At 62.1% G+C, this 19,979-nt stretch carries 20 protein-coding genes; 11 read left to right on the plus strand and 9 right to left on the minus strand.

The features are described from left to right. The first annotated feature begins 4 nt into the window (after positions 1-4). From BJ985_RS08890 to BJ985_RS08900, 3 genes are read left to right on the plus strand one after another with little or no spacing between them, the layout of a single operon-like run. Positions 5-316: an MGMT family protein gene (locus BJ985_RS08890; RefSeq protein ID WP_179387248.1), complete on the plus strand. Its 312-nt coding sequence runs from the start codon at positions 5-7 to the stop codon at positions 314-316. Further along, positions 313-672 (plus strand): DMT family transporter, encoded by a 360-nt coding sequence (locus BJ985_RS08895; protein ID WP_179387249.1) that lies wholly within the window; start codon positions 313-315, stop codon positions 670-672. Before BJ985_RS08890 ends, BJ985_RS08895 begins: the two co-directional genes overlap by 4 nt. Continuing rightward, positions 669-986 carry a DMT family transporter gene (locus BJ985_RS08900; protein WP_005329765.1) on the plus strand — a complete coding sequence of 106 codons (318 nt, stop codon included), beginning with the start codon at positions 669-671 and terminating at the stop codon, positions 984-986. Before BJ985_RS08895 ends, BJ985_RS08900 begins: the two co-directional genes overlap by 4 nt. An 82-nt stretch (positions 987-1,068) precedes the next feature. On the opposite strand, the gene BJ985_RS08905 is transcribed toward BJ985_RS08900, so the two are convergent. Both BJ985_RS08905 and BJ985_RS08910 read right to left on the minus strand, forming a co-directional pair. Further along, positions 1,069-1,920 (minus strand): PrsW family intramembrane metalloprotease, encoded by an 852-nt coding sequence (locus tag BJ985_RS08905; protein ID WP_179387250.1) that lies wholly within the window; start codon positions 1,918-1,920, stop codon positions 1,069-1,071. After that, entirely contained in the window at positions 1,921-2,502 is a 582-nt protein-coding gene (locus BJ985_RS08910; protein WP_005323218.1) for a hypothetical protein, read from the minus strand. A 42-nt stretch (positions 2,503-2,544) separates the two neighbouring features. On the opposite strand from BJ985_RS08910, the gene BJ985_RS08915 reads away from it, so the two are divergent. The 3 genes from BJ985_RS08915 to BJ985_RS08925 all read left to right on the plus strand — a co-directional run bounded on the left by BJ985_RS08915 (position 2,545) and on the right by BJ985_RS08925 (position 6,852). Further along, positions 2,545-4,479, plus strand: coding sequence for a M13 family metallopeptidase (locus BJ985_RS08915; RefSeq protein ID WP_179387251.1), 1,935 nt, complete (start codon positions 2,545-2,547; stop codon positions 4,477-4,479). 39 nt (positions 4,480-4,518) lie between these two features. Next, positions 4,519-5,412: an alpha/beta hydrolase gene (locus tag BJ985_RS08920; protein ID WP_179387252.1), complete on the plus strand. Its 894-nt coding sequence runs from the start codon at positions 4,519-4,521 to the stop codon at positions 5,410-5,412. Between the two features lie 63 nt (positions 5,413-5,475). Then, positions 5,476-6,852 (plus strand): PepSY-associated TM helix domain-containing protein, encoded by a 1,377-nt coding sequence (locus tag BJ985_RS08925; RefSeq protein ID WP_179387253.1) that lies wholly within the window; start codon positions 5,476-5,478, stop codon positions 6,850-6,852. Here BJ985_RS08925 and BJ985_RS08930 read toward each other — a convergent pair. The 5 genes from BJ985_RS08930 to BJ985_RS08950 form a co-directional block, all read right to left on the minus strand. Continuing rightward, entirely contained in the window at positions 6,791-10,249 is a 3,459-nt protein-coding gene (locus tag BJ985_RS08930) for an arabinosyltransferase domain-containing protein (protein WP_179387254.1), read from the minus strand. The genes BJ985_RS08925 and BJ985_RS08930 overlap by 62 nt on opposite strands. Before the next feature lie 74 nt (positions 10,250-10,323). After that, positions 10,324-12,300, minus strand: a complete 1,977-nt coding sequence (locus BJ985_RS08935; protein WP_179387255.1) for a galactan 5-O-arabinofuranosyltransferase — start codon at positions 12,298-12,300, stop codon at positions 10,324-10,326. 194 nt (positions 12,301-12,494) lie between these two features. Further along, a complete protein-coding gene (gene dprE2 / locus BJ985_RS08940) occupies positions 12,495-13,253 on the minus strand; it encodes a decaprenylphospho-beta-D-erythro-pentofuranosid-2-ulose 2-reductase (RefSeq protein WP_150850296.1) in 759 nt (252 codons plus the stop codon). A 37-nt stretch (positions 13,254-13,290) separates the two neighbouring features. Continuing rightward, complete coding sequence (gene dprE1 / locus BJ985_RS08945; RefSeq protein WP_005329755.1) at positions 13,291-14,706, minus strand: decaprenylphosphoryl-beta-D-ribose oxidase; 1,416 nt, start codon at positions 14,704-14,706, stop codon at positions 13,291-13,293. Positions 14,707-14,832: 126 nt separating this feature from the next. After that, positions 14,833-15,108 carry a hypothetical protein gene (locus BJ985_RS08950; RefSeq protein WP_179387256.1) on the minus strand — a complete coding sequence of 92 codons (276 nt, stop codon included), beginning with the start codon at positions 15,106-15,108 and terminating at the stop codon, positions 14,833-14,835. A 34-nt stretch (positions 15,109-15,142) separates the two neighbouring features. On the opposite strand from BJ985_RS08950, the gene BJ985_RS08955 reads away from it, so the two are divergent. From BJ985_RS08955 to BJ985_RS08970, 4 genes are read left to right on the plus strand one after another with little or no spacing between them, the layout of a single operon-like run. Beyond that, on the plus strand, positions 15,143-15,607 hold the full coding sequence (locus BJ985_RS08955; RefSeq protein WP_040424933.1) for a hypothetical protein: 465 nt from the start codon (positions 15,143-15,145) through the stop codon (positions 15,605-15,607). 9 nt (positions 15,608-15,616) lie between these two features. After that, positions 15,617-16,525 carry a plasmid pRiA4b ORF-3 family protein gene (locus tag BJ985_RS08960; protein ID WP_179387257.1) on the plus strand — a complete coding sequence of 303 codons (909 nt, stop codon included), beginning with the start codon at positions 15,617-15,619 and terminating at the stop codon, positions 16,523-16,525. An 11-nt stretch (positions 16,526-16,536) separates the two neighbouring features. Continuing rightward, positions 16,537-16,977, plus strand: coding sequence for a GtrA family protein (locus BJ985_RS08965; protein ID WP_005323207.1), 441 nt, complete (start codon positions 16,537-16,539; stop codon positions 16,975-16,977). Then, positions 16,978-17,472 carry a GtrA family protein gene (locus tag BJ985_RS08970; RefSeq protein ID WP_179387258.1) on the plus strand — a complete coding sequence of 165 codons (495 nt, stop codon included), beginning with the start codon at positions 16,978-16,980 and terminating at the stop codon, positions 17,470-17,472. It abuts the gene before it with no gap. Here BJ985_RS08970 and glfT1 read toward each other — a convergent pair. After that, positions 17,469-18,392 carry a galactofuranosyltransferase GlfT1 gene (gene glfT1 / locus BJ985_RS08975; RefSeq protein ID WP_005323205.1) on the minus strand — a complete coding sequence of 308 codons (924 nt, stop codon included), beginning with the start codon at positions 18,390-18,392 and terminating at the stop codon, positions 17,469-17,471. The two genes, BJ985_RS08970 and glfT1, sit on opposite strands and share 4 nt — an antisense overlap. 95 nt (positions 18,393-18,487) lie before the next feature. Here glfT1 and BJ985_RS08980 point away from each other — a divergent pair, with 95 nt between their 5' ends. Next, a complete protein-coding gene (locus tag BJ985_RS08980; RefSeq protein ID WP_179387259.1) occupies positions 18,488-19,156 on the plus strand; it encodes a GNAT family N-acetyltransferase in 669 nt (222 codons plus the stop codon). Here the strand turns inward: BJ985_RS08980 and wzt are convergent. Next, complete coding sequence (gene wzt / locus BJ985_RS08985; protein WP_005323203.1) at positions 19,153-19,956, minus strand: galactan export ABC transporter ATP-binding subunit Wzt/RfbE; 804 nt, start codon at positions 19,954-19,956, stop codon at positions 19,153-19,155. The two genes, BJ985_RS08980 and wzt, sit on opposite strands and share 4 nt — an antisense overlap. Between the last annotated feature and the right edge of the window lie 23 nt (positions 19,957-19,979).

Genomic DNA, 19,979 nt, shown 5'->3' on the forward strand with positions numbered 1-19,979 from the left:
CGAGATGAGTGAGTCGCCTCTGGTCAAGCGCGTATTGGCGGTCGCTGCCGTAATCCCACCCGGCAACGTGACCTCTTATGGCGAGGTGGCCAAGGTGGCCGGCTGCGGCGCGCGCAACGTCGGCACCGTGTTAAAGCGTCACGGCGGCGGTGCCGATACCGCCTGGTGGCGCGTCGTCCGCGCGGATGGCGCCTCCCACGATCCCGCCCGCGCCGCGGAGTTTTGGGATCGCGAGGCCATCGCGCACGCCAACGGCCGCGTTAAAATGCACGAGCACGGAATCGACGCCCGCGAATTACAGGAGTTGATGGAGTGAGGGCCTGGGTCATTCTCTTTCTTGCGATTGCCGCCGAAGTCCTGGGCACCGTCGCGCTGAAATACGCAGTGGACCATTTCTGGATCTATGGCGTGGCCGCTTTTTGCTTCATCCTTGCCTTCGTGTTGCTTCACCGCGTGATGCAAGAAGGCCTCAACGTGGGCGTGGCCTATGGTCTCTGGGCATCCGGCGGGGTCATTTCCACTGCTCTGCTGTCCGCCGCGCTATTTGGCGAGCCGCTCGGCGCGGTAAAGCTCGCCGGCATCGCGCTCATTATGGCCGGCGTATTCTGCGTGGAAATGGGTGCGAAACCAGACGAGGATCAAGACCACACGGTGGAGGTGGCGCCGCAATGATCTGGTTCCTTCTTTTCCTCGCCACCGCCATCGAGGTTTCCGGCACGCTGTGCCTGCGCATGTCCGCGGTAACCGGTCGCCGATTCTGGGTGGTGCTCGTTGCCCTGTGTTATGTCTCTGCCTATGGATTCTTGGCGCTCGTGCTCAAAGCCGGCATGGATCTTGGCGTGGCCTACGGCATCTGGGCTGCCACTGGCGTTGCGCTTACCGCCATTGCCTCCTATCTCCTGTTCAAGGAGCCGTTTACTTGGTTAAAATCTTTGGGCGTGGTGCTCATTGTCGGGGGAGTGCTGCTCGTAGAAGCCGGGGCGTAACACTGACAAAACAAGCACGTTTCGTCTCTCACGGGGTGTGAAAAGGGCGAAACGTGCTTGCTTTACAGAGTGGTCGGTGGCTTTAGCGCACGAAGGCGAGGGCGTCGTCGGCAGTGCTGTGGCTATAGCTCTCATCGGACCTGGCGAGCTTATTGCCGCGCAGCACCAGCCATATGCTCAGCGGGTAGAGGATAAGCGCTACCGTGACGGCCTGGATGATGGCGGCCACCTCGGAATCGTGCAGGTAGTTCCAGCAAAAGTGCAGGAGGAAGGCGGCGGCTAGGCAGCCGAGAAAGACGCCGATGCGCCACCACAGCGGCTTGGCGGCGGCGTAGAGCGCCCAGCCGATGCCCCAACCAGCCAGCGCGGTGAGCAAGACGTGCAGGCCCGGGCCGGCGACAAGGCGCAGGCCCCACATCTCAAACAGTCCCTGGACATCGCTATCGGGGTGCATGGTGGCGCCCATGGCGCCGTAGAGGATGTTTTCGCAGGCCTCGAAGCCTAGGCCCACCACTGCGCCCACTATCCAGCCATGCCAGGGGCGGTTGAGCTGGCGGAAGGACATGAGTACGAAGATGACGCCGGTGGCCTTGGAGATTTCTTCTGGGTAGGCGCCGCTCCAGGACATCATGGCATCCACCCAGCCGGTGCCGATGGCGAGCTGCATGACCGGCCCAGCGCTAATAAGCGCCAAGGAAACGGCCACCCCGCCGCCCCAAAGGAAAGCCAGTAGGGCCCACAGGCGCGCCGGGCGTGCCCACATGGGGCTGCGTTGCAGCAGGTAGATGACCAGTGCTACGAGCACGGCGGCGATGAGCAGGCTGAGCAGGCCCATCATGGGAGAGATCAAAAAAGTGCTCAGCGTCTGGACCAAGAACGCGATGAGTCCAATGCCGGAGAGGATCCACAGCGTGGTGCGAAAGAGCTTGGACATCTAGTACATCAACTCCCCGGAGAAGTCAGCGAATTCTGCATTAGCATCGGCGGGCAGATCCTCTTGGCCGAAGGCATGCCAGATGCGGGAGGTGGTGGCCCGGGCCTGATCGCCCTTGCCGGTCACGGTGACCACCCAATCCTTGTTTTCATCCTTGCCGGTGCCGTCGAGGGAGAGGGCGGCGGTGGAGGAGGGGGCGTCGGCAAGCAGGAGTGCTCCATTCGTGCCGTCGAAGGTAGGGGCGTCGGCCGGCAGGGAAGCCATGGCGAGGGCGCGGACCATGCGGCGCAAGGTGGTGGCATCGTCCTTGGCATCCTCGGTGAGGGTGGCCTGTACGCTGACATCACCGCAGGTCCAGCCGATGCTGGCGAGGGATTCATAATCGCGCTCGCAGTAGAGATCGGGAACGTCAATCTCCCAATCCTGGCTGGGCTCGGTCAGGGTGACCTGCTCGACGTCCGCGGAGGGATCCGCCAGCGCCGCCTGCACAATTGTGGGCAAAGCGAGAACCACCGCCACGAACGCAATGACGGCGAGGAAAAGGCGCCGCGGATGCGCTGGAGGAAAGCGATAAAATTCCATAGCCCACACCTTATCTTGCTGCTTTGACCTAGAGTGGCAAGCATGAAAGATCTTTATCAACTAGTCAATGGACCCTGGCTGGAAAGCCACGTCATTCCCGATGATCGCGGCGTGGATGGCACCTTCCACGCGCTGCGCGATGAGGCGGAGGAACTCGTGCACGAGATCGTGGACAAGGACACCGGCCGCCCGGGCAAGCTCTATGCCTCCTTTATGGATACCGAGGGAGTCAACGCGGCCGGCATGGCTCCATTGGATGCGGATCTGGACCGCCTGAGCGCGGCCGACCCAGAGGAACTGGCACAGCGCCTGGGTGAACTTGAGCGCACCGGTGTTGGCTCCCCGGTGACCTTCTGGGTATCCAAGGACTCTGGTTCCGAGGACGCCATTGCTTATGTCATTCAATCCGGCCTGGGCCTGCCGGATGAGGCTTATTACCGCGAGGAAGCCCACGCGGAAACGCTGAGCGCTTATGAAAAGCACGTGGCCGAAATGCTGGAATTCCTCGACCCAGCCCGCCTCTTTGGCCTGGGCGCCGAGGTAGCAGCCCACCGCATCGTCAGCTTGGAAAAGGAGCTGGCCGCTGGCCATTGGGACGTGGTCTCCACCCGCGATGCGGTTAAGACCTATAACCCCTGCGAATTTAGCGAGCTGCCCACCATGACCCGCGCTCTGCTCTCCGGCGGCAACCTGCCAGAGCACCGCGTGGTCAATATGATGCCGTCCTACCTCGAGCACTTCGAGAGCCTCTTTACCAGCGCGCGCATGGCCGATTGGCAGCTGTGGGCCACCTGGCACATCCTGCGCTCCCGCGCGGCCATGCTGCCCGAGGAAGTAGGCGCGAAGAACTTCGAGTTCTATGGCACCAAGCTCTCCGGCGCCACCCAGCAGCGCGACCGCTGGAAGCGCGCGGTAGGCCTGGCTGAGTCCCTCGTGGGCGAAGAGATTGGCCAGGTATTTGTGGATAAGCACTTCCCGGCTTCCTCCAAGCGCGAGATGGATGAGCTGGTGGACTACCTCATCGTTGCCTACCGTGAGCGCATCTCCCAGCTGGAGTGGATGACGCCGGCCACCCGCGAGCGCGCGCTGGAAAAGCTCTCCCAGTTCAAGTCCAAGATTGGCTTCCCGGATTCCTGGCGCGATTACTCCGGCCTCGAGGTCTCTGGCCAGGGCGCGGACCTGCTGGCCAATGCGCGTGCCGGCTCTGCCTTTTCTCACGACTTTGAGCTGGCCAAGATTGGCAAGCCGGCCGATCGCGATGAGTGGGTGACTACCCCGCAGACGGTCAACGCCTTCTATAACCCGGTGGTCAATGACATCACCTTCCCGGCGGCAATCCTGCGCCCGCCGTTTTATAACCCGGATGCCGATGCCGCAGAAAACTTCGGCGCCATCGGTGCCGTCATCGGCCACGAGATTGGCCATGGCTTTGATGACCAGGGCTCGCAATTTGATGGCCAGGGCAACCTGAACTCCTGGTGGTCCGAGGAGGACCGCGCGGCCTTTGACAAGCTCACCGCCAAGCTGGTGGAGCAATTCAACGGCCAGGTACCAACGGTGCTCAAGGAGGCCGGCATCGACTCCACCGGTGTCAACGGCAGCTTTACCCTGGGTGAGAATATCGGTGACCTCGGCGGCCTGGGCATCGCCGTGGTGGCTTTCAAGAACTACTGCGCCGATAAGGGCATTGACCTGCAGGGCAAGGAGGAGAAGTTCGAGGTAGACGGCGCCGAGCCAGAGTTGGCCGAGCACACCTACAACGGACTGCAGCGCTTCTTCCTATCCTGGGCCCGCGTATGGCGCACCGCCATCCGCCCGGAGATGGCCACCCAGTACCTCGCCATTGACCCGCACTCGCCGGCGGAGTTCCGCTGCAACCTCATCGCTGCCAATATCGCGGAGTTCTACGAGGCCTTTGACGTAGCGGAGGATTCTGCCATGTACATTGCGCCAGAGGACCGCGTCACCATCTGGTAGCCCCTTTAGCCGGTAGGCGGTGCGCGTAGGCTCGGTGGCATGACTAACGCAGATGCTAACCAGGACCCGCACCGCCCGCTGGAGCCCGGCCAAGAGTGGCACATCGGCGGCCAAGACCGCCAGATGGGGGAGAAGGAACAGCTCGAGCAGCTCGTTGCCTATATCGACGCCCACTATGACACCCCGGATTTCCGCCCGCCGTGGGCCGGGGGCGGCTCCCCAGAGGCGGACCAATATTGCTCGCTCTTGCCGGATCGCATTACCCATGCGGCAATGATGGTGCTCGGTACTGCGGTGGACCATGCGCTACCGGGCACTGCATACACGGAGGGCATTAGCGTAGAAGAGTCTGAGGTGGGCGCCATTTTCCGGCCTAGCACCCCCACCGGCCGGTGGGCGGTCTCGCTCCATTCGGGCGGTTGGTGGCGCGGCAGTGGTCAAGCGCTGGAGGTGCAGTGGCGCCCCGAGGTAGCCGCCGCCGCACAGCTATCCGGCACCACCATTATTGACGTGGATTATCCGCTCGCCCCCGAGCACACCGTGGCAGAGATGGTCAGTGCCGTACAGCAAGCCATCGACTATGCCCGCGCGCAGGGCGCTTCTAGCGTTACTACCTGGGGGTATTCTTCCGGCGCGGCGCTGGCGGCGCTAGCGCCTGCCGACGCCCTCCTGCTCACCTTCCCCGACTTCGGCGCCCTGGCACATCTGCCCGAGGATCTTCGCGCCGGATACGACATCCCGGCGGACCTATCTGAGCTAGGTCCGCACACCTTCGTGCAAACCGCAACTGAGGATGAGATTGCCGCGCGTGTTTCCGTGCCCGGCGCTACCGCGCGCGATTATGTTTCCACCCACCGCGTATCTACCCCGGCGGTGGCCCGGCAGCGCGTGCGGGATGCGGCCGCGTTCCTGGCAGGCGAGCTAGAAAAATAACAATTCCCTGGAGGTTCCATGCTAAAAAGGAACTAGTTTCAATAGGAGTGCGACTAGTTCCGCATGACCATATCCACTCATGGCGCGCTATCGCGCCTGCATAAATTCGCCGGCGTAATCATTGCGCCCTTCCTCATAGTCGCAGCATTAAGCGGGTTTCTCTATGCCTTGGCACCCACCTTTGAACCGTGGATTTACCACGATGAGGTAACCGCCACCGCGCAAGGCGGCCCGCGCAGCCTCGATGAACAGATTGCCGCCGCCCAGCGCCAGCACCCAAATGGGCATGTGGTTCAGGTTGAGCCTTCCGAGGAACCGCAGGAAACCACCCGCGTGCTATTCGCAGACCCCAGCGCACCCAACGCCAGTTACACCCACGCCGTCTTTGTGGATCCGGTGGATCTGCATATCACCGGCGAACTCCAACAATATGGCGGATCCCGCGCGCTGCCCTTCCGTACGTGGGCCTCCGATGGCCACCGCACCCTGTGGCTAGGCGAGCCTGGCCGCCTCTATGCCGAACTTGCGGCCTCGTGGCTCGGTGCGCTGAGCATCCTTGGCCTTTACCTGTGGCTTAAGCGTAAGCAGAAGAATAGAAAGCGGCTTTCCAAGCTGCTGACGTTGCATGCCCGCGTGGGCGCTTGGTTGCTGCCAGGCTTCCTCTTCCTGACCGTCACCGGCCTGACGTGGTCGCTGGTGGCGGGTACCAGCATTGGCAAGGTGCGCGAGGAACTGAATTGGAAGGAACCGTCCGTGGCAACCTCCGTTGCGGAAGCGGGCGCTAGCAACGAAGCGAGGGAGCATTCCGGCCACGCTGGTCACAAGGGACATGCGGGTCATGCGGGACACGAGGGCGCTGCGAAACTTGCCGGGGCCCAAACCGCATTGTCGGCAGCACGCAGCCAAGGATTGACCGGGGTTCTGGAGATGACCCCACCGGAAAAGCCAGGCGATGCGTGGGGCGTGCGCGAGGCTCGTGCGGCCTTCAAACTGCGCAGTGATGCCGTAGCAGTGACCCCGAATGGAGAGGTCATTGACCGCATCAATTCCGCCGACTGGCCGCTTGCCGCACAGCTAACCTCGTGGCTCATCCAGCTGCACATGGGGACGCTCTTCGGTATCTATAGTCAGATCGCCTTGGCGGCGCTGGCCTTGGGACTGCTCGTGGTGAGTGGCGCTGGCTTGTGGATGTGGTGGATAAAACCGCGCCGCGGCCTGCCCGAGCTAAAAATTACCCCCGCCGTGCTGGCGGGGGTGGTGGCCTATTCGATCGTCGCGCCGCTCTTTGGCGCCTCGCTAATGATCTTTTTCCTAGGCGATTGGATTGTGCGGCGGTTGCGCGCCCCGCAGCGGGGCCGAGGCGCTGCCGCAGGTGAAACTACTCCTCGCCCTCGGGGCGGATCTTCATCTTGGAGTCTTGCCACAGACCGGAACGGGTAACGTCCTCATAATCGATCTCGGCGGGGACTGGGGCATTGCCCTGTGAATCGGTACGCAGCTCGTACTTTTCAATGGCGCCCCAATCGCGGGCCCAGTCATTATTGAGGTAGCTCGGGATCTCATAGGAGTAGTTGACTGCCTCCGCGGTGGACATGGCGCCACCGCCGGAGAAGGACTGGAAGTCCGTCAGCGAGGTCTGTGCCGAGGAATCCGGCAGGATGCGGTACTCCGGGATTTCCGTGACACCGGCAAAGTGGTCGAAGGTGCGCTGGCACGGGAACTGCAGGGCTACGGCCCAGTCCAGCAGTGCCGGGGTGTCCTTGGAGAACTGATTATTGATGGTATCCAGCTCCGGCACGCGCGGCGGGGTAAAGGCCAGCCAATCATCCTCATCGGTGGAATCATCCGTGGCTACCAGGCGCACCACATTGGCGTCCTGCGGCAGCTTATCCAGCGGCAGGCGCAGGTTGCGCCACTTCGGCGTGGCGCCGACGGCGGAGAGTTCCTCCTCGCCGGTATTGGTGACCTTGCCGGAGTCATCGATGGTGCCGTACTCGAGGCTAAGCTCCATGCCTTCTTGCTCCACCCCGTTGACATCGTGGTGGTAGATATTGCCGGCTGCGGACACGGCGAGAACCGGGGTATTGTCTTTGGCTTCTGGCAGGTTGTACCACTTGGTGGTCACCTCAGAGGTGGAGTCTTGGTCTTCGTTATAGGAACCGAGCACCGGCACCTTGGTGTAGTCCAGGTTGAACGGCAGGTGCATGGTGGAACCATTAACGCCCCGGGTGCCGCGCACGCCACCCTCAGAGGTATTGGTGGTTTCCTTGGACTTCTTTTCCTTCTTTTCCTTCGACTCCTGGGAATCGGCGGAATCGCTCGCGCCGCCGGATTCAGCATCCGCGCCGGAGGTAGCGGTCTCGGCGCTATCGGAGGAGGAATCGCTGGAGCCATCCGCAATGGCGCCCACGGAGGCGGAGTTCTGGTTTTCCGGCTCGATGGATTCGGGGATGAAGTTCGGGTCGAAACCAGTGTGGGTTTCGTCCTCATCCACCAGGGAATCGCCCAAGTCGCCGTCCACCGGGGTCAGGAAGGAATCATTGGTATTGGTCTCCACCATGGTCTGATCTGCCAGCGCGCAGGTATTGCCGCGCAGGGAAGCCAGGTTGCCCTTGCCCACGGAGTAGGAATCCGCCTGGGAGACGGTGGCCTTGGCAAAGGAAGCACAAGAAAGCGCTACCACGATGGCGCAGGCCAGGGCGATGGGCGCGGACATGATGCCGGCCGAACGCGAGACCTTGGCGGCGGCATTCTTTTCAAACTCTGCGAGCGCGCCCGCCTCTTCCGCCTGGGACTTGCGGTAGCTATGGCGCAGGGACTGCACCACGCCGATGGCGAAGATGATGAGGGCGATGGCGAGCAGCACCTTATTGGCCTCGATGGCCTTGAGCTGCACCGTGCGGTCCCACCACGGAATGCCAAAGGAGGATACGTACCACCAGGCGTTCCAGCCGGCGAAGGAGATGGCAAGCAAGAAGACCACTGCGGCGATGGCGAAGGTGCGAGCGCGCGGCGAACGCAGCGCAAACTGGGAGAGCACCACGGCACCGAGGGCGGCGATGACACCGGCCACGCCGGCGTAGATGCCAAAGTGGTGGGTCCACTTGGTGGGGGTGAACATGAGGAAGAACATGGACAGCGCCACGATGATGAGCAGGCGCTGGGTCGGGCCGACGGCAGCGCCGACGACTCGACGGTTCTTGATAAAGGCCGCCACGATGAGCACCAGGCAGAAGAGCATGGTGAAGACCGCGAAGCGGCGGGTCAGCGAGCCATCCACGGATTCCTGGAAGAGGGTGGAGTAGCGCGCGTACTCGGCATACCACGGCAGGGAGGGGCCGACCTCGGAGCGCACGCGGGTGGACTCCAGCACGGTAGACAGCGTCTGGTCACCAAAGGCGGCGACCATGATGGCGGTGCCAGCGCTCAGGAACGGCGCAATGAGCGAAAGCCAGCCCAGGGCGCCACCGCCCATGGATGGCACGCGCTCGGCCATGGCGCGGAAGAGGTGCGGCAGGCTGACCAGGAAGACGCCCACGGCAAAAAGGCCGGTGGGGCCGGCGGCCAGAGTGATGGTTGCGGCGATGGTGCCCACGGCCGCGGGAAGCAGGCGGCGGGTGGCAATGGCGCGCTCGAAGGAAGCCCAGGTAAACATCACGCCGAGCGCCACGATGGGCTCCGGGCGAGTGCCGTTGTTATACGGCAGCCAGAAGGCCAGGAACATCAGCGCTGCGGTCCAGTGGGCGACCCGGCGGCCGTCGACAAGCTGGCCAAAGCGCGGCAGCATCTCGCGGGAGAGGATAAACCAGATAATGAGCCCGGAAATCAGGCCCGGCAGGCGCACGAAGACCGAGGCGGTAGAAATCTGGGAGAGTACGGCAACCAAGTCATAGTAAGGAGCGCCAAAGGGCGCCTCCGGCACGCCGTACCAGCGGTAGTAATTGGCCATGTAGGTCGCGTGATCGAAGACGCGGCTCATGGAGAAGATGAAGCCATCATCGGAGGTATTGGCGCCGAGGATGTACCAGAATCCCAAAATGGCGGCGACCACGCCATCGAGCGGGCGTACCTTCTTCCACGTCTCGGGCATGAAGCCGAAGCGGCGGCCATCGAGGCGGTCGATGCGCCACAGGCAGAACAGGGACACGACCACCATGGCGATGCCCAGCCACATGGCAATGGTCTTGAGCAACGTCGGGGACGAGGTAAAGCGGGAGTTGATATCGACGTGGACATTGAGGCCGTCGTCAAGCAGGGCTTGCACGTCAGCCTTATCGTCGATTTCGGTATAGACGCCGGTGACCTGCGGGCGCAGATCCTCCTCGGTGGTCTTTTCATGATCGCCTACGCTCACGGAGGTGCCATCGCCCGTAGCGGAGATTTCAATCTTGGCGTCCTTGGGGAGCTTGGCTACCTCTTTGGCGTTGAGGGTAAGCAGCACCTCATCCAAGGACACAACGGACAGGCCCTCGTCATTCGCGCGGACGAAAAGGCCGCGGTTGGAGGCCTTCTTGGACTCCGGCGGGACGGTGCCGTAAACCATGGACTGGCCCTCGCGCAGTTCATCGACTGCGGAGATGGGGATGGTGGCCTTCAGGTCCTCCGGGGCGACGGAAATGAGCGGCGCGTTGATGGACTGCACGGAATCATGCTGCGGCCAATCATAAGAGGACTGGGTTTGGGTCACCGGCAGTAGCGGGGTCGCTACAAAACACAGGAAACCAATCAGCCCGGCAATGATTGCGGTCCACCGCAGGCCCGCAGGGGCGGCGGCGAAGCGGGAGCCGGCAGCGGCAGGTCGCGCTTGGGTGGTATTCGTAGTGAGGCTATCTGACACGGCGAATAGTTTACGTCAGATAACCCCCTCGGCCCGCGGGCACACCCTGCCGCGGGCGGGAAGTGTGGGTGAACTTACTTGCTGCGAACGGCTGTTACAAAGGGGCCGGTTTGCTGCAACTTCCAGCCCTTATCAAAAACGTCGGCATTGAAGAAGACCGCGCGGTAGCGAATATTCGGCTGGTTAGGATAGATATCCTCTGCCAGGTGGAACTTGAAGCCATCGTCCTTATTCTCCAGGTCGCCGCGGAACATCATGACATCCGGGCCGCGCCAGGCGGCAGAATCCAAGGCCTTGCGGAACTCCTCCGGCTGCATATCCCAGGAATCGTTGGCCCAGGTCTCAATCTGTTCATTGCGGGTGCTGAACTCGCCCAAGGGATTGGCGTAGTGGCTGGTAAAGGCGTTAAAGCCCCAGTAGGGGTAATAAGACATGAAGGTCTTTTCATCCGTGAGCACCACCGTTTCATCCGGCGTATAGCCCTGGTCCTGAATAAAGTTGTGGATATCCAGGTAGTAGTGGGCGGAATCGCTGGTGAAGCGGTCCGCGCGTTCGCCGTAGCCATCGGTATCGCTATAGGCGTGATCGATGGCGTCCTCGTTGGCCTCTGGGATCTGCTGCGCATAGAAGACGCCGGCCAGGGCCAAGATGATGCCAAAGACCGCGGTGATCTGCTTATTGGTGGTGTGGGAGAACCGCGCCGGGTAGAGGCGGTGCACGCCGAGTAGACGAATCTCTGCCAAGGCCAGGATGCCGGCGGTGGCAAAGAGGAGCACCACGATCACCTCGAGGCGGAAGCTGAGCAGCGTGGTGCCGGCCAGGGTTGCCACCATAGACACCACGGTCCACAGGTAGGTGCCAAGGAGGGAGATGCCCAGCGCGCGTACCTCCACGTCATTGAGGCGGATGACGATGTAAATAAGCCCCATGAGGCAGAGGAAGCCCACAATGCTGAAAGACAAGAAAGGCACTGGAATTTGCGTGCCTTCCTCCGGCAGGTAGTGCTGCGCGGTGGTTTGCAGTGGCGCCGGTGAGTGCATGACCGACCATAGGTAGGGCCCCCAGGCGATGAGGGCGATGGCAATGGAGCCTACCGCCATGATCACCAGGCGCAGGATGGGGCGCCACGTATGCTCATAGAGCGCGGTAAACAGCGCGATGAGGCTGACCACGGTGAGCGCAGCCGCACCGGTGAAAAGGGTATAGAACGTGGCGGAAATGCCCAGGTAGAGCGTCACTCCAAGGGTGGCCAGCCAGGAGCCGCAGAACGCGCGGGCGCTCAGTACCGCAATGGCGGGCAGCCCCATGGCAATGACCGCGGAATAGGGCTCCTCGGCCGCGATGGTGAGCGTAATCGCGGTGGTCACCAGGGCGATGGCGGTGGCGACCGGCAGGGAACTGGTCAGGCGCTGCCAGATGGGCACCAGAATACAGCCGGCCACGGCAATGGAGATGAGCGCCCAGGGCTGGTAGACCTCCCAGCCCGGAATTCCCATGAGCGCACCCAAGCGGCCGCCCAACCAGAACCAGCCAATCGGATAGAAGGACGGCATGTCCTGGTAGTTCATGTCCGCATAGCCCATCTCATCCACCGAACGGGTGAGGAACTGGGTGCGGAAGGCCTGGTCCACCTGCACGCCATCGAGCCACAAGCGGGAGGCGGACAGTGGCAGGCCCACGGCGGCCAGGGTCAACAGGGCCGGGGAGAGGTAGGTGACCGCGTAGGTCAGCCAGGACCGCCAGCGCGGCCGGGTAAAGGACTCCTTGTAGTGGTCATAGAGCCACCACACGCACAGCCCGCCGGCCAGGGCCAGCGTGAGCACCACCCCCACCGTGGTCAGCGCGCGGGTGACCATGGAGGTATTAAAGGACGGCAGCGAGACCGTCTTGAAGGCAAACCAGCCCAGCAGCGTTACCACGCCACCGGCCAGGGCGGCCAGCACAAAACCCAGTAGGGTCGCGCGAGGAGTCAGCGCATCGGCGCGGTAGGCCTCGGTGCGGTTATCCTCGCTCACGGGCGTTGACTGGGCGGGTACAGCGGTGCTTGTCATGCCCATTAGTTTCGCATACCCAAGCCCCACAGCCCAGATTTGGCGCGGGCAGGTGAGCACTTGCTTGCCGACGTCCCCCTGATACACCACCGCCCCCGTCACCTCCCTCGCCGCGGGCGTGCGGCGAGGCGAAAGAGCGGGGGCGGGGCGGAGGCGAGCCGGCCGGCTAGCGCCAGCGCGGAAAGCTGCGCCGTTTAGAACGGCAGCTTGCGGAAGATGGCCTGCGGGATGAACTTGAATGCCAAAGACACGTACTCAAATAGTGGGTGCACGAAGATGGACTGCTTGCCATCGAGCACGGCCTTGACGGTGGCCTCGGCAACGTCGGAGACGTTGACGGTCAGTGGGGCGTCGCCAGCCTCGGCGGACATCTTGGTGCGCACCTGGCCTGGGCGCACAACCAGCACGTTGGCGCCGGTGCCGCGTAGGGCCTCGCCCAGGTTGATGTAGAAGCCGTCCACGCCGGCCTTGGAGGCGCCGTAGACAAAGTTGGAACGGCGCACGCGCATGCCTGCCACGGAGGACATAGCGATGATGGTGCCGTGGCCCTGGTGCTTGAACTTCTCGCCCAAGAGCACGCCTACGGACACCGGTGCGGTGTAGTTGGTCTGTGCGGAGGCAACGGCCTTGTCGTGGTTCTGCCACAGCTCTTCCTGGTCACCCAGGGTGCCGAAGGCAACGATGGCCACGTCGACGTCGCCGCGGGCCCAGGCCTTATTAATAACGTCCGGGTGGGAATCGAAGTCGGTGGCATCGAAGTCCAGGACCTCTACGTCAGCGCCACGGGATTCCAGGTCATCCTTGGCCTGGGCGATGCGTGGGGACTCCGGGCGGGCGGCCAGGGTGACCTTGGCCGGGCCGCGCTGCAGGAACTCGGAGACGACGCCGAGGCCGATCTCGGAGGTGCCGCCCAGAAGCAGGATGTGTTGTGCTTGGCCTACTGCATTAAGCATGGTCAGTAAATCTCCTTAAAGGTGTTATTTCCAGTGATTAGTGCAGCTCGAGGCGGCGGGACATATCGGAGGCAAAGACGCCGGTCGGGTCGATCTCGTTGCGGGTCTTCAGCCAGCCTTCCATGCCCGGGTACATCTTGTGGAAGTTCTCCGCGGAGGTGCGGGATTCCTTGGCCAGGTAGAGGCGGCCGCCGAATTCCATCACGCGGCGGTCCAGGTCATCCAGGAACTTGCCCAGGCCCGGACGGATGGGGAAGTCCACGCAGACGTTCCAGCCCGGCATCGGGTAGGACAGCGGCGCGCGGTTGCCTTCACCGAAGAGCTTGAACACGTTGAGGGCGGAGTAGTGGCCGGAGCGCTGCATATCGCGGATGATCTCCTTGAACGGCTCCACGGCCTCGGTCGGTACCACGAACTGGTACTGCAGGAAGCCCTTGGAACCGTAGCCGCGGTTCCACTCGCCGATGAGATCCAGCGGCTGGTAGAACTGCGTCAGGTTCTTGACCTGGTTCTTCGCCGGTGCGCCCATGGTGTAGTACGCCAAGCCCACGGCGGAGAGGGAGAGCTTATTCATGGTCCAGGACGGGAAGATATCCGGTACCGTCATTAGCTGCGGCGCATTGAACTTCAGTGGATCCTTGGCCAGCTTCGGGGCGAGTTCTTCCAGCTGTGCCAGGGTGGCCAGCGAGCCGCGGGAAATGGTGGAGCGGCCCAGCTTTGGTTCTGGTGAGATGACATCGAACCAGGCGGAAGAATAGGTGTAGTTGTGCTCGGAGCCATCGGAGTGGAAAGCGATGGTCTCATCCAAGTTATCGGTGCGGTCCGTATCCGCGATGAAGTAGGCGGTTTCCGTCTTGGTCATGCGGATGGTGGCGCGCAAGATGATGCCGGTCAGGCCCATGCCGCCAACGGTGGCCCAGAAGAGGTCGCCGCTCGGGTCATCCTCGGAGCCCTCCGGGGTCAGGTGCAGCACGCGGCCATCGGCCACGAGCAGCTCCATGGAGACCACGTGGTCACCAAAGGAACCGGCGGAGTGGTGGTTCTTGCCGTGAATATCCGGGCCGATTGCGCCACCGATGGTGACCTGGCGGGTACCCGGCAGAACCGGAACCCACAGGCCATACGGCAGGGCGGCCTTCATCAGCTGGTCCAAGGTGACGCCGCCATCGACGTCCACCAGAGCGGACTCTGGGTCGATGGAGTGGATCTTATTGAGTTTTTGCATGTCGATGACCAGGCCGCCGCCATTTTGGGCGGGGTCACCGTAGGAGCGGCCCATACCGCGGGCGATGACGCCGCGGCGCAGGTGGGCGGGCTTATCCGAGTTATCTTCTGCAACCTGGGCCACGGCCTTCTTGATGACGTCCACGTCTTCGGTGGCGAGCACGTGGGCGGTCGTCGGGGCGGTGCGGCCCCAGCCGTGCAGGGACTTTTCAGTAGTATGTAATTCCATCTCTTACTCTTTGCTCGACGGATTTATGTCGCTTCTCTAGCCTACCTAGCTCACAGGAGGGTGGCTGGAGTGGCGCGAGTGATATTCGGAACAAAACGGACGCTTGTACTGCCCGAATGTGACCGTTTACAGATCCATGAGCGCGCGGATCTCCTCCGGCAGTTCCTCCTGGGATTCAATAATCGGGCCGTCGTACTCCCGCAAAAGCTCATAGACGCGAGCGCGGGAGGAGGAATCCAGCATGGGCAATTCCTCTGCCATCAGGCGAGTCATGAAAGGGCTCAACGGCACATCGGTATGTTCTGTGGCCTCGAAGTGGCCGTTGCGCTTATCGTCCTCTGCGCGCACATCCTGTGCCGCTTGCTGCGCCGGCGTCATATGCTTTGTCTTTTCCGAGTACATGCGCATTAGCTTACCGCCGCTTAAAGTAGTCGCTATGACCAACAACCGTGAGACGCATGATCAGCGCCAAGACAACTACGCCCTCGATGACACGCTGGCTGGCCGCATCACCCAGGCCGCCGCCGTGGGCATTGCGACCTCCTATCCGGATTGGATCAAGTCCAAGGGCGGTTTGATCACCGCGTATACCTTGTCTTTCTTTGGCTTTAGCGCCCTAGTGGCCTATACCAACGCGCACGCCGAGCAGGACGGCGATGAGCCGCGCTCGCCGCAGGATAGTGCCGATCAAGGCCTCAAGCCGTGGGCCATTTTTGCCGCAGTGGTGCTGCTGCTCATCCTGGGCGGCTGGATGAACGTTGCCCTTTCCCGCCGCATGGTGAAGTTCCTGCGCAAGCGCGGTGCCAAGCGTCCGTGGACCCTCTTGGGTGCCATAGGCGCGGCGCTGACGTTCCTTATTAGTGAGCTGGAAGCTCGCGATATTGCAAAACTAGCTTCCTAAAATTTGCGTATGGTGGGGCTCATGAACGCAGGGGTCACCGATATCGCACAGGCGCGGGCCAAACGCGCCGATAGCGTGGTATCCCTCAAGCGCGAGCCCCTCACCATCATTTGCCAAGCCGCGAATATTCGCGCCGATGGCGAGGTGCACCGCCAGATTGGTTTTAGCGATGCCCTGACCTTCACCGAGCTGCACCGCGTACTGCGCATCTGCTTTGGCCTGCCGGAGGAGGAATCTCCCTGGCACTTTTATGAACACACCGAGGCCCGTGGCCCGCGCATCGATCCGGAGCGCCAGGCCTCCGAATTCCTCTGGCGCGAGGGCGATCAAATCGACTTCGCTTGGGGACTGTGGGACTTCGAGCTGGTAGTAGCCGAGATCTATCCCCGCGATAATGGCACCCCAGAGGCGCTGTGCGTGGGCGGCTCAGGCTCGCTCTTTCAGCCCTTTGAGCTGACCAGCGTGAACCGTGAATTGACCGGACAGGAAGTTACCGATGAGGTCTTTTCCGCGGTATCGTCCCCCGTGCGCGATTTAATTGAGCGCACCAAACTCTATGACTTCGTCCCGCTGCTGCAAGCGATGGACCTGGGCAGGGAAACCGACCTCACACCGCATGCTTCCCGCGTGCTCGCCAGCTTGCCGCGCGAGGTGACCCATGAAGGCAAAGACGCCTTTTGGTCCATGGCGCTTGCCCTTTCCTGTATGGGCGGCGCGGAGCTGACCGATTCCGTCGTGGAGACCACCATGGATGCGCTCGGCTGGGTCAATGACGATGGCACGGCGCTCTCCGGCGCCGACGTGCGGCAGCTCTGCGCGGCGTCGTTACAGCAATTAGCCGAGATCGGTGCTTATGGCACCGAATCCGCCGCGCCGGTGGATCGGTTGGACATGTACCGAGCGCTCTTGCGCGGGTAGGCTACTCACTCGTGACTAATTCCGCTGACGACGCCGTAGAAGTAAAGCCCTCATCCACCTCGCTGCACACCCAGCTGGTGCGTTTTATTTCCGTAGGCGTATTTACCGCCGCCATTGACTATGGTCTCACGCTTTTATTGACCTATCTGGGACTGCACCGTTCTGCCGCCAAGGCCATCGGTTGGGTCTTTGGCACCATCGCCGCCTACCTGGCCAATGCGCGGTGGACCTTTGGGGCCAAGGTGTCTGGCCGCACAGCCGCGACCGTGGGCATTTTGTACGCCTCTACCTTTGCGGTCCAAAACTTCCTGTACTGGGTGCTCAATGAGCCGCTTATGGCTCTCGGCTTTGAGGGTGCGGTAAAAGACACCATCGCCTTCGTCATCGCCCAAGGCGTGGCCACGGTGACCAACTTTGCCATTCAAAGGGCCTTTATCTTTAAGGAAAAATAGATGGCAGCAGCCTCCTCACGGACGTGGCGCGGCGCGGCCCAGCGGGCTTCGCGCTCGACCAGCCTGCGCGCGCAAAGCGCCAAGTTCGCGGTGACGGGGGCGCTTGCCGCGCTTATCGACGTCTCCTTAACCTGGCTCCTGCAGATCGGCTTCGGCCTGCTTAGCGCCGACCCCGCCCGTGCGGTGGGCTTTATTATCGGTACCTGGGCGGCCTATCTACTCAATCGCCGTTGGACCTTCCAGGCCGAAGCCACCGCGGTGCGCTTCGCCGGCGTCCTTGCCACCTACGGCGTGACCTTCGTGGTCAATATGGTGGCCTATAAGTTCCTTTTTGAGCTTTTCGACGTCCACTGGGAGTGGAACTCGACCCTTTCCCTCGTGGTGGCCTTTGCTATCTCGCAGGGCACCGCCACCGTGGTGAACTTTGCGGTGCAACGCTGGATTATTTTTAGGAAGGCGGGGGTCCGGGTCGTCGCCAAGCAGGATCCGTCCTAGCCCTGGTTAGGCCGGCGGAAATCTTCTTGGCGCCCGCGGTTGTGGAGCTTGAGCCATTCGATAAAGCCGGCCGGGTCGTGGCGCTGGACTAAGAAGAACCAGCCAAAGCGGGCAAATTCCTGGGGCAGTAGCTTGCGCATGCCGCGCTGCCACAGCAGGTAGCCGCGATTGCGGTAGGTGAAAAAGCGCTTGAACTCACCTTCTGGGTACTGGGTATGCATTTTGCCACCCAGGATGGGCTTGAACTCATCCGATCCGTCCGGGTGCAGGTAGCTGGTGGTCAGCGCCGTGCCGAAGGAGAGCCCGGAATTAACCAGCCGGCGGTGGTATTCCACCTCATCGCCGCGGATAAACAGCCGGTAGTCCGGAACGCCAATGATCTCCATGGCCGCGGCGGAAATCAGCGCGCCGTTAAAAAGCGAGGCGATGCCGGGCAGGAAATCGCCCTCCAGCTCGTCCATCCGGCGGCGCCATACCAGCCCCTGGCGCAGGGGGAAGGCCAGGCGGCCGGGATCGTCAATATTGCATACCGCCGGGGAGACCTCATGCAGGCGGTTGGCTTCTGCCACTCGATACAGCTCCGCTAGTACCGCGTGATCGGCAGGGCGGCCGTCATCATCGGCGCACCACACGGCATCGGCGCCCAAAGACAGCGCGGTGAGAAAACCTAGCGCAAAGCCACCGGCGCCGCCCAGGTTGGTTTCCGAAGGCACGTAGACACCCCGGTCACCCGCCATGGATTCGACGAGTTCGCGCACCGCATCTTCCGCGCCATTATCCACCACGACTACCCACTGCACGGGGTGGGTTTGGTGGACTACCTGTTCAAGCGAAGCCCGCAATAGCTCGGCGCGCTGATGGGTAACAATGACGGCGGCGGTGGAACCGGTGGAAGTCAGGGTGGCAGTCATGGGTTCCATCTTGCCACCGGGGTAGGGGGACCAACGCAGAAACACTCCGTGCGGGTGAAGCGAAAACTAGATATGGCCGCAGCTTTGTGGATACTGTGAAATGTATGGAAAATATCTGGCCGCCTTTTGCGGTGACCATTCGGGCCAGCGATGATACTGGCCGTGGAGTCGACCTGCGCGTCATGCGCGATGAAGACATCGCGTGCGTGGCCACGGTAGGTGCGGCAGATATCTATGGCACCGACATTCCCGAGCACGCCTTTCCCTGGCTCTTTGATGAAAAGCGGAATACTCCCGCTGCCATGGCGCAGCACCGGTGGGAGCACCGAGCGCAGCTGCGCGCCAATAATTGGACCCTGGATTTCATTGCCCGCGACGCAAAGACCCAAGAATTGGTGGGGGTGGTGGACCTATCGGCCGAAAACTTTGCGGCCGCGCGGGAAGTGCAGACCGCATCATGGGTACTGCGCCGCTTCCAAGGCCAAGGCTATGGCACGCTTATCCGCCAAGCGGTGGTCGAGTTTTCCTTTACCCACCTCGATGCGCATTCGCTGCGTACTTGTTGGATAGAGACCAATCTTGCCTCGGCCCGGGTGAGTGAGAAGATGGGCTACCGCATAAGCACCGAGAAAAAGGAAGAGCCTGCCGGCCCAGAAAAAATTAACCGGCCGGTGGTCAGCGCGCGCCTTAGCGCCGCGGAGTATCACCGGCCGGATGGCTTGCAGCTGGAGGTAACCGGAGTGGGCGAGCAGCTGCTGCATATGCTCAGCTAGTTGCCGCTGGTGTCCTCATTTTCAAAACGCTCGCGCAGGTCGCGCACATACTCGCCCACCTCAGGGCCTTCGTATTCGCCGACGACCTCGGAAACCTCGCCCACCGAGCGGATCTCGCCATGGTCGATCCATAGCGCGGTATTACACAGCTGCGCCAAAAAGTCATTGGAGTGGGAAGCAAAGACCAGGATGCCGGAGCGCTTCACCAGCTCTTGTAGGCGTACACGGGCCTTGGCCATGAAAGCGGCGTCGACGGCGCCGATGCCCTCATCCAACAGCAGGATTTCCGGCTCAATGGACGTCACTACGCCGAGCGCCAAGCGCACGCGCATACCGGTGGAATAGGTGCGCAGCGGCATGGAGAGATAATCGCCGAGTTCAGAAAACTCCGCAATCTCATCCATCTTTTTCTTCATCTGCTTGATGGACTGGCCCAAAAAGAGGCCACGGATAATGATGTTGTCGTAGCCAGAGACCTCCGGGTCCATGCCTACGCCCAAATCAAAGACGGGGGCCACGCGGCCGCGCACATCGGCAGAACCACGGGTGGGTTCATAAATGCCAGACAAAAGGCGCAGCAAGGTGGACTTGCCGGCGCCGTTATGGCCCACCAAACCCACGCGGTCGCCCTCGCGCAGGTGCAGGTTAATATCCTTCAGCGCCTCCACCACGACGGTGTTCTGGGCATTTTTGCCAATGGCGCCGCCGGCGGAAGAAAGCATGGCCTTCTTGAGCGAGCGGGATTTGGCATCAAAGATGGGAAAGTCCACGCACGCGTTATACGTATCAATCGAGACCATCAGTCTGTATCCTTTCGAGGAAT

The sequence above is a fragment of the Corynebacterium tuberculostearicum genome (assembly GCF_013408445.1).
GTDB classification, from domain to species: domain Bacteria; phylum Actinomycetota; class Actinomycetes; order Mycobacteriales; family Mycobacteriaceae; genus Corynebacterium; species Corynebacterium tuberculostearicum.

Coding starts and splice junctions, on each gene's coding strand:
- BJ985_RS08890 (WP_179387248.1), top strand. CDS start 5: ATGAGTGAGTCGCCTCTGGTCAAGCGCGTATTGGCGGTCGCTGCCGTA.
- BJ985_RS08900 (WP_005329765.1), top strand. CDS start 669: ATGATCTGGTTCCTTCTTTTCCTCGCCACCGCCATCGAGGTTTCCGGC.
- BJ985_RS08905 (WP_179387250.1), bottom strand. CDS start 1,920: ATGTCCAAGCTCTTTCGCACCACGCTGTGGATCCTCTCCGGCATTGGA.
- BJ985_RS08910 (WP_005323218.1), bottom strand. CDS start 2,502: ATGGAATTTTATCGCTTTCCTCCAGCGCATCCGCGGCGCCTTTTCCTC.
- BJ985_RS08915 (WP_179387251.1), top strand. CDS start 2,545: ATGAAAGATCTTTATCAACTAGTCAATGGACCCTGGCTGGAAAGCCAC.
- BJ985_RS08920 (WP_179387252.1), top strand. CDS start 4,519: ATGACTAACGCAGATGCTAACCAGGACCCGCACCGCCCGCTGGAGCCC.
- BJ985_RS08925 (WP_179387253.1), top strand. CDS start 5,476: ATGACCATATCCACTCATGGCGCGCTATCGCGCCTGCATAAATTCGCC.
- BJ985_RS08935 (WP_179387255.1), bottom strand. CDS start 12,300: ATGACAAGCACCGCTGTACCCGCCCAGTCAACGCCCGTGAGCGAGGAT.
- dprE2 (WP_150850296.1), bottom strand. CDS start 13,253: ATGCTTAATGCAGTAGGCCAAGCACAACACATCCTGCTTCTGGGCGGC.
- dprE1 (WP_005329755.1), bottom strand. CDS start 14,706: ATGGAATTACATACTACTGAAAAGTCCCTGCACGGCTGGGGCCGCACC.
- BJ985_RS08950 (WP_179387256.1), bottom strand. CDS start 15,108: ATGTACTCGGAAAAGACAAAGCATATGACGCCGGCGCAGCAAGCGGCA.
- BJ985_RS08955 (WP_040424933.1), top strand. CDS start 15,143: ATGACCAACAACCGTGAGACGCATGATCAGCGCCAAGACAACTACGCC.
- BJ985_RS08960 (WP_179387257.1), top strand. CDS start 15,617: ATGGTGGGGCTCATGAACGCAGGGGTCACCGATATCGCACAGGCGCGG.
- BJ985_RS08970 (WP_179387258.1), top strand. CDS start 16,978: ATGGCAGCAGCCTCCTCACGGACGTGGCGCGGCGCGGCCCAGCGGGCT.
- glfT1 (WP_005323205.1), bottom strand. CDS start 18,392: ATGGAACCCATGACTGCCACCCTGACTTCCACCGGTTCCACCGCCGCC.
- BJ985_RS08980 (WP_179387259.1), top strand. CDS start 18,488: ATGGAAAATATCTGGCCGCCTTTTGCGGTGACCATTCGGGCCAGCGAT.
- wzt (WP_005323203.1), bottom strand. CDS start 19,956: ATGGTCTCGATTGATACGTATAACGCGTGCGTGGACTTTCCCATCTTT.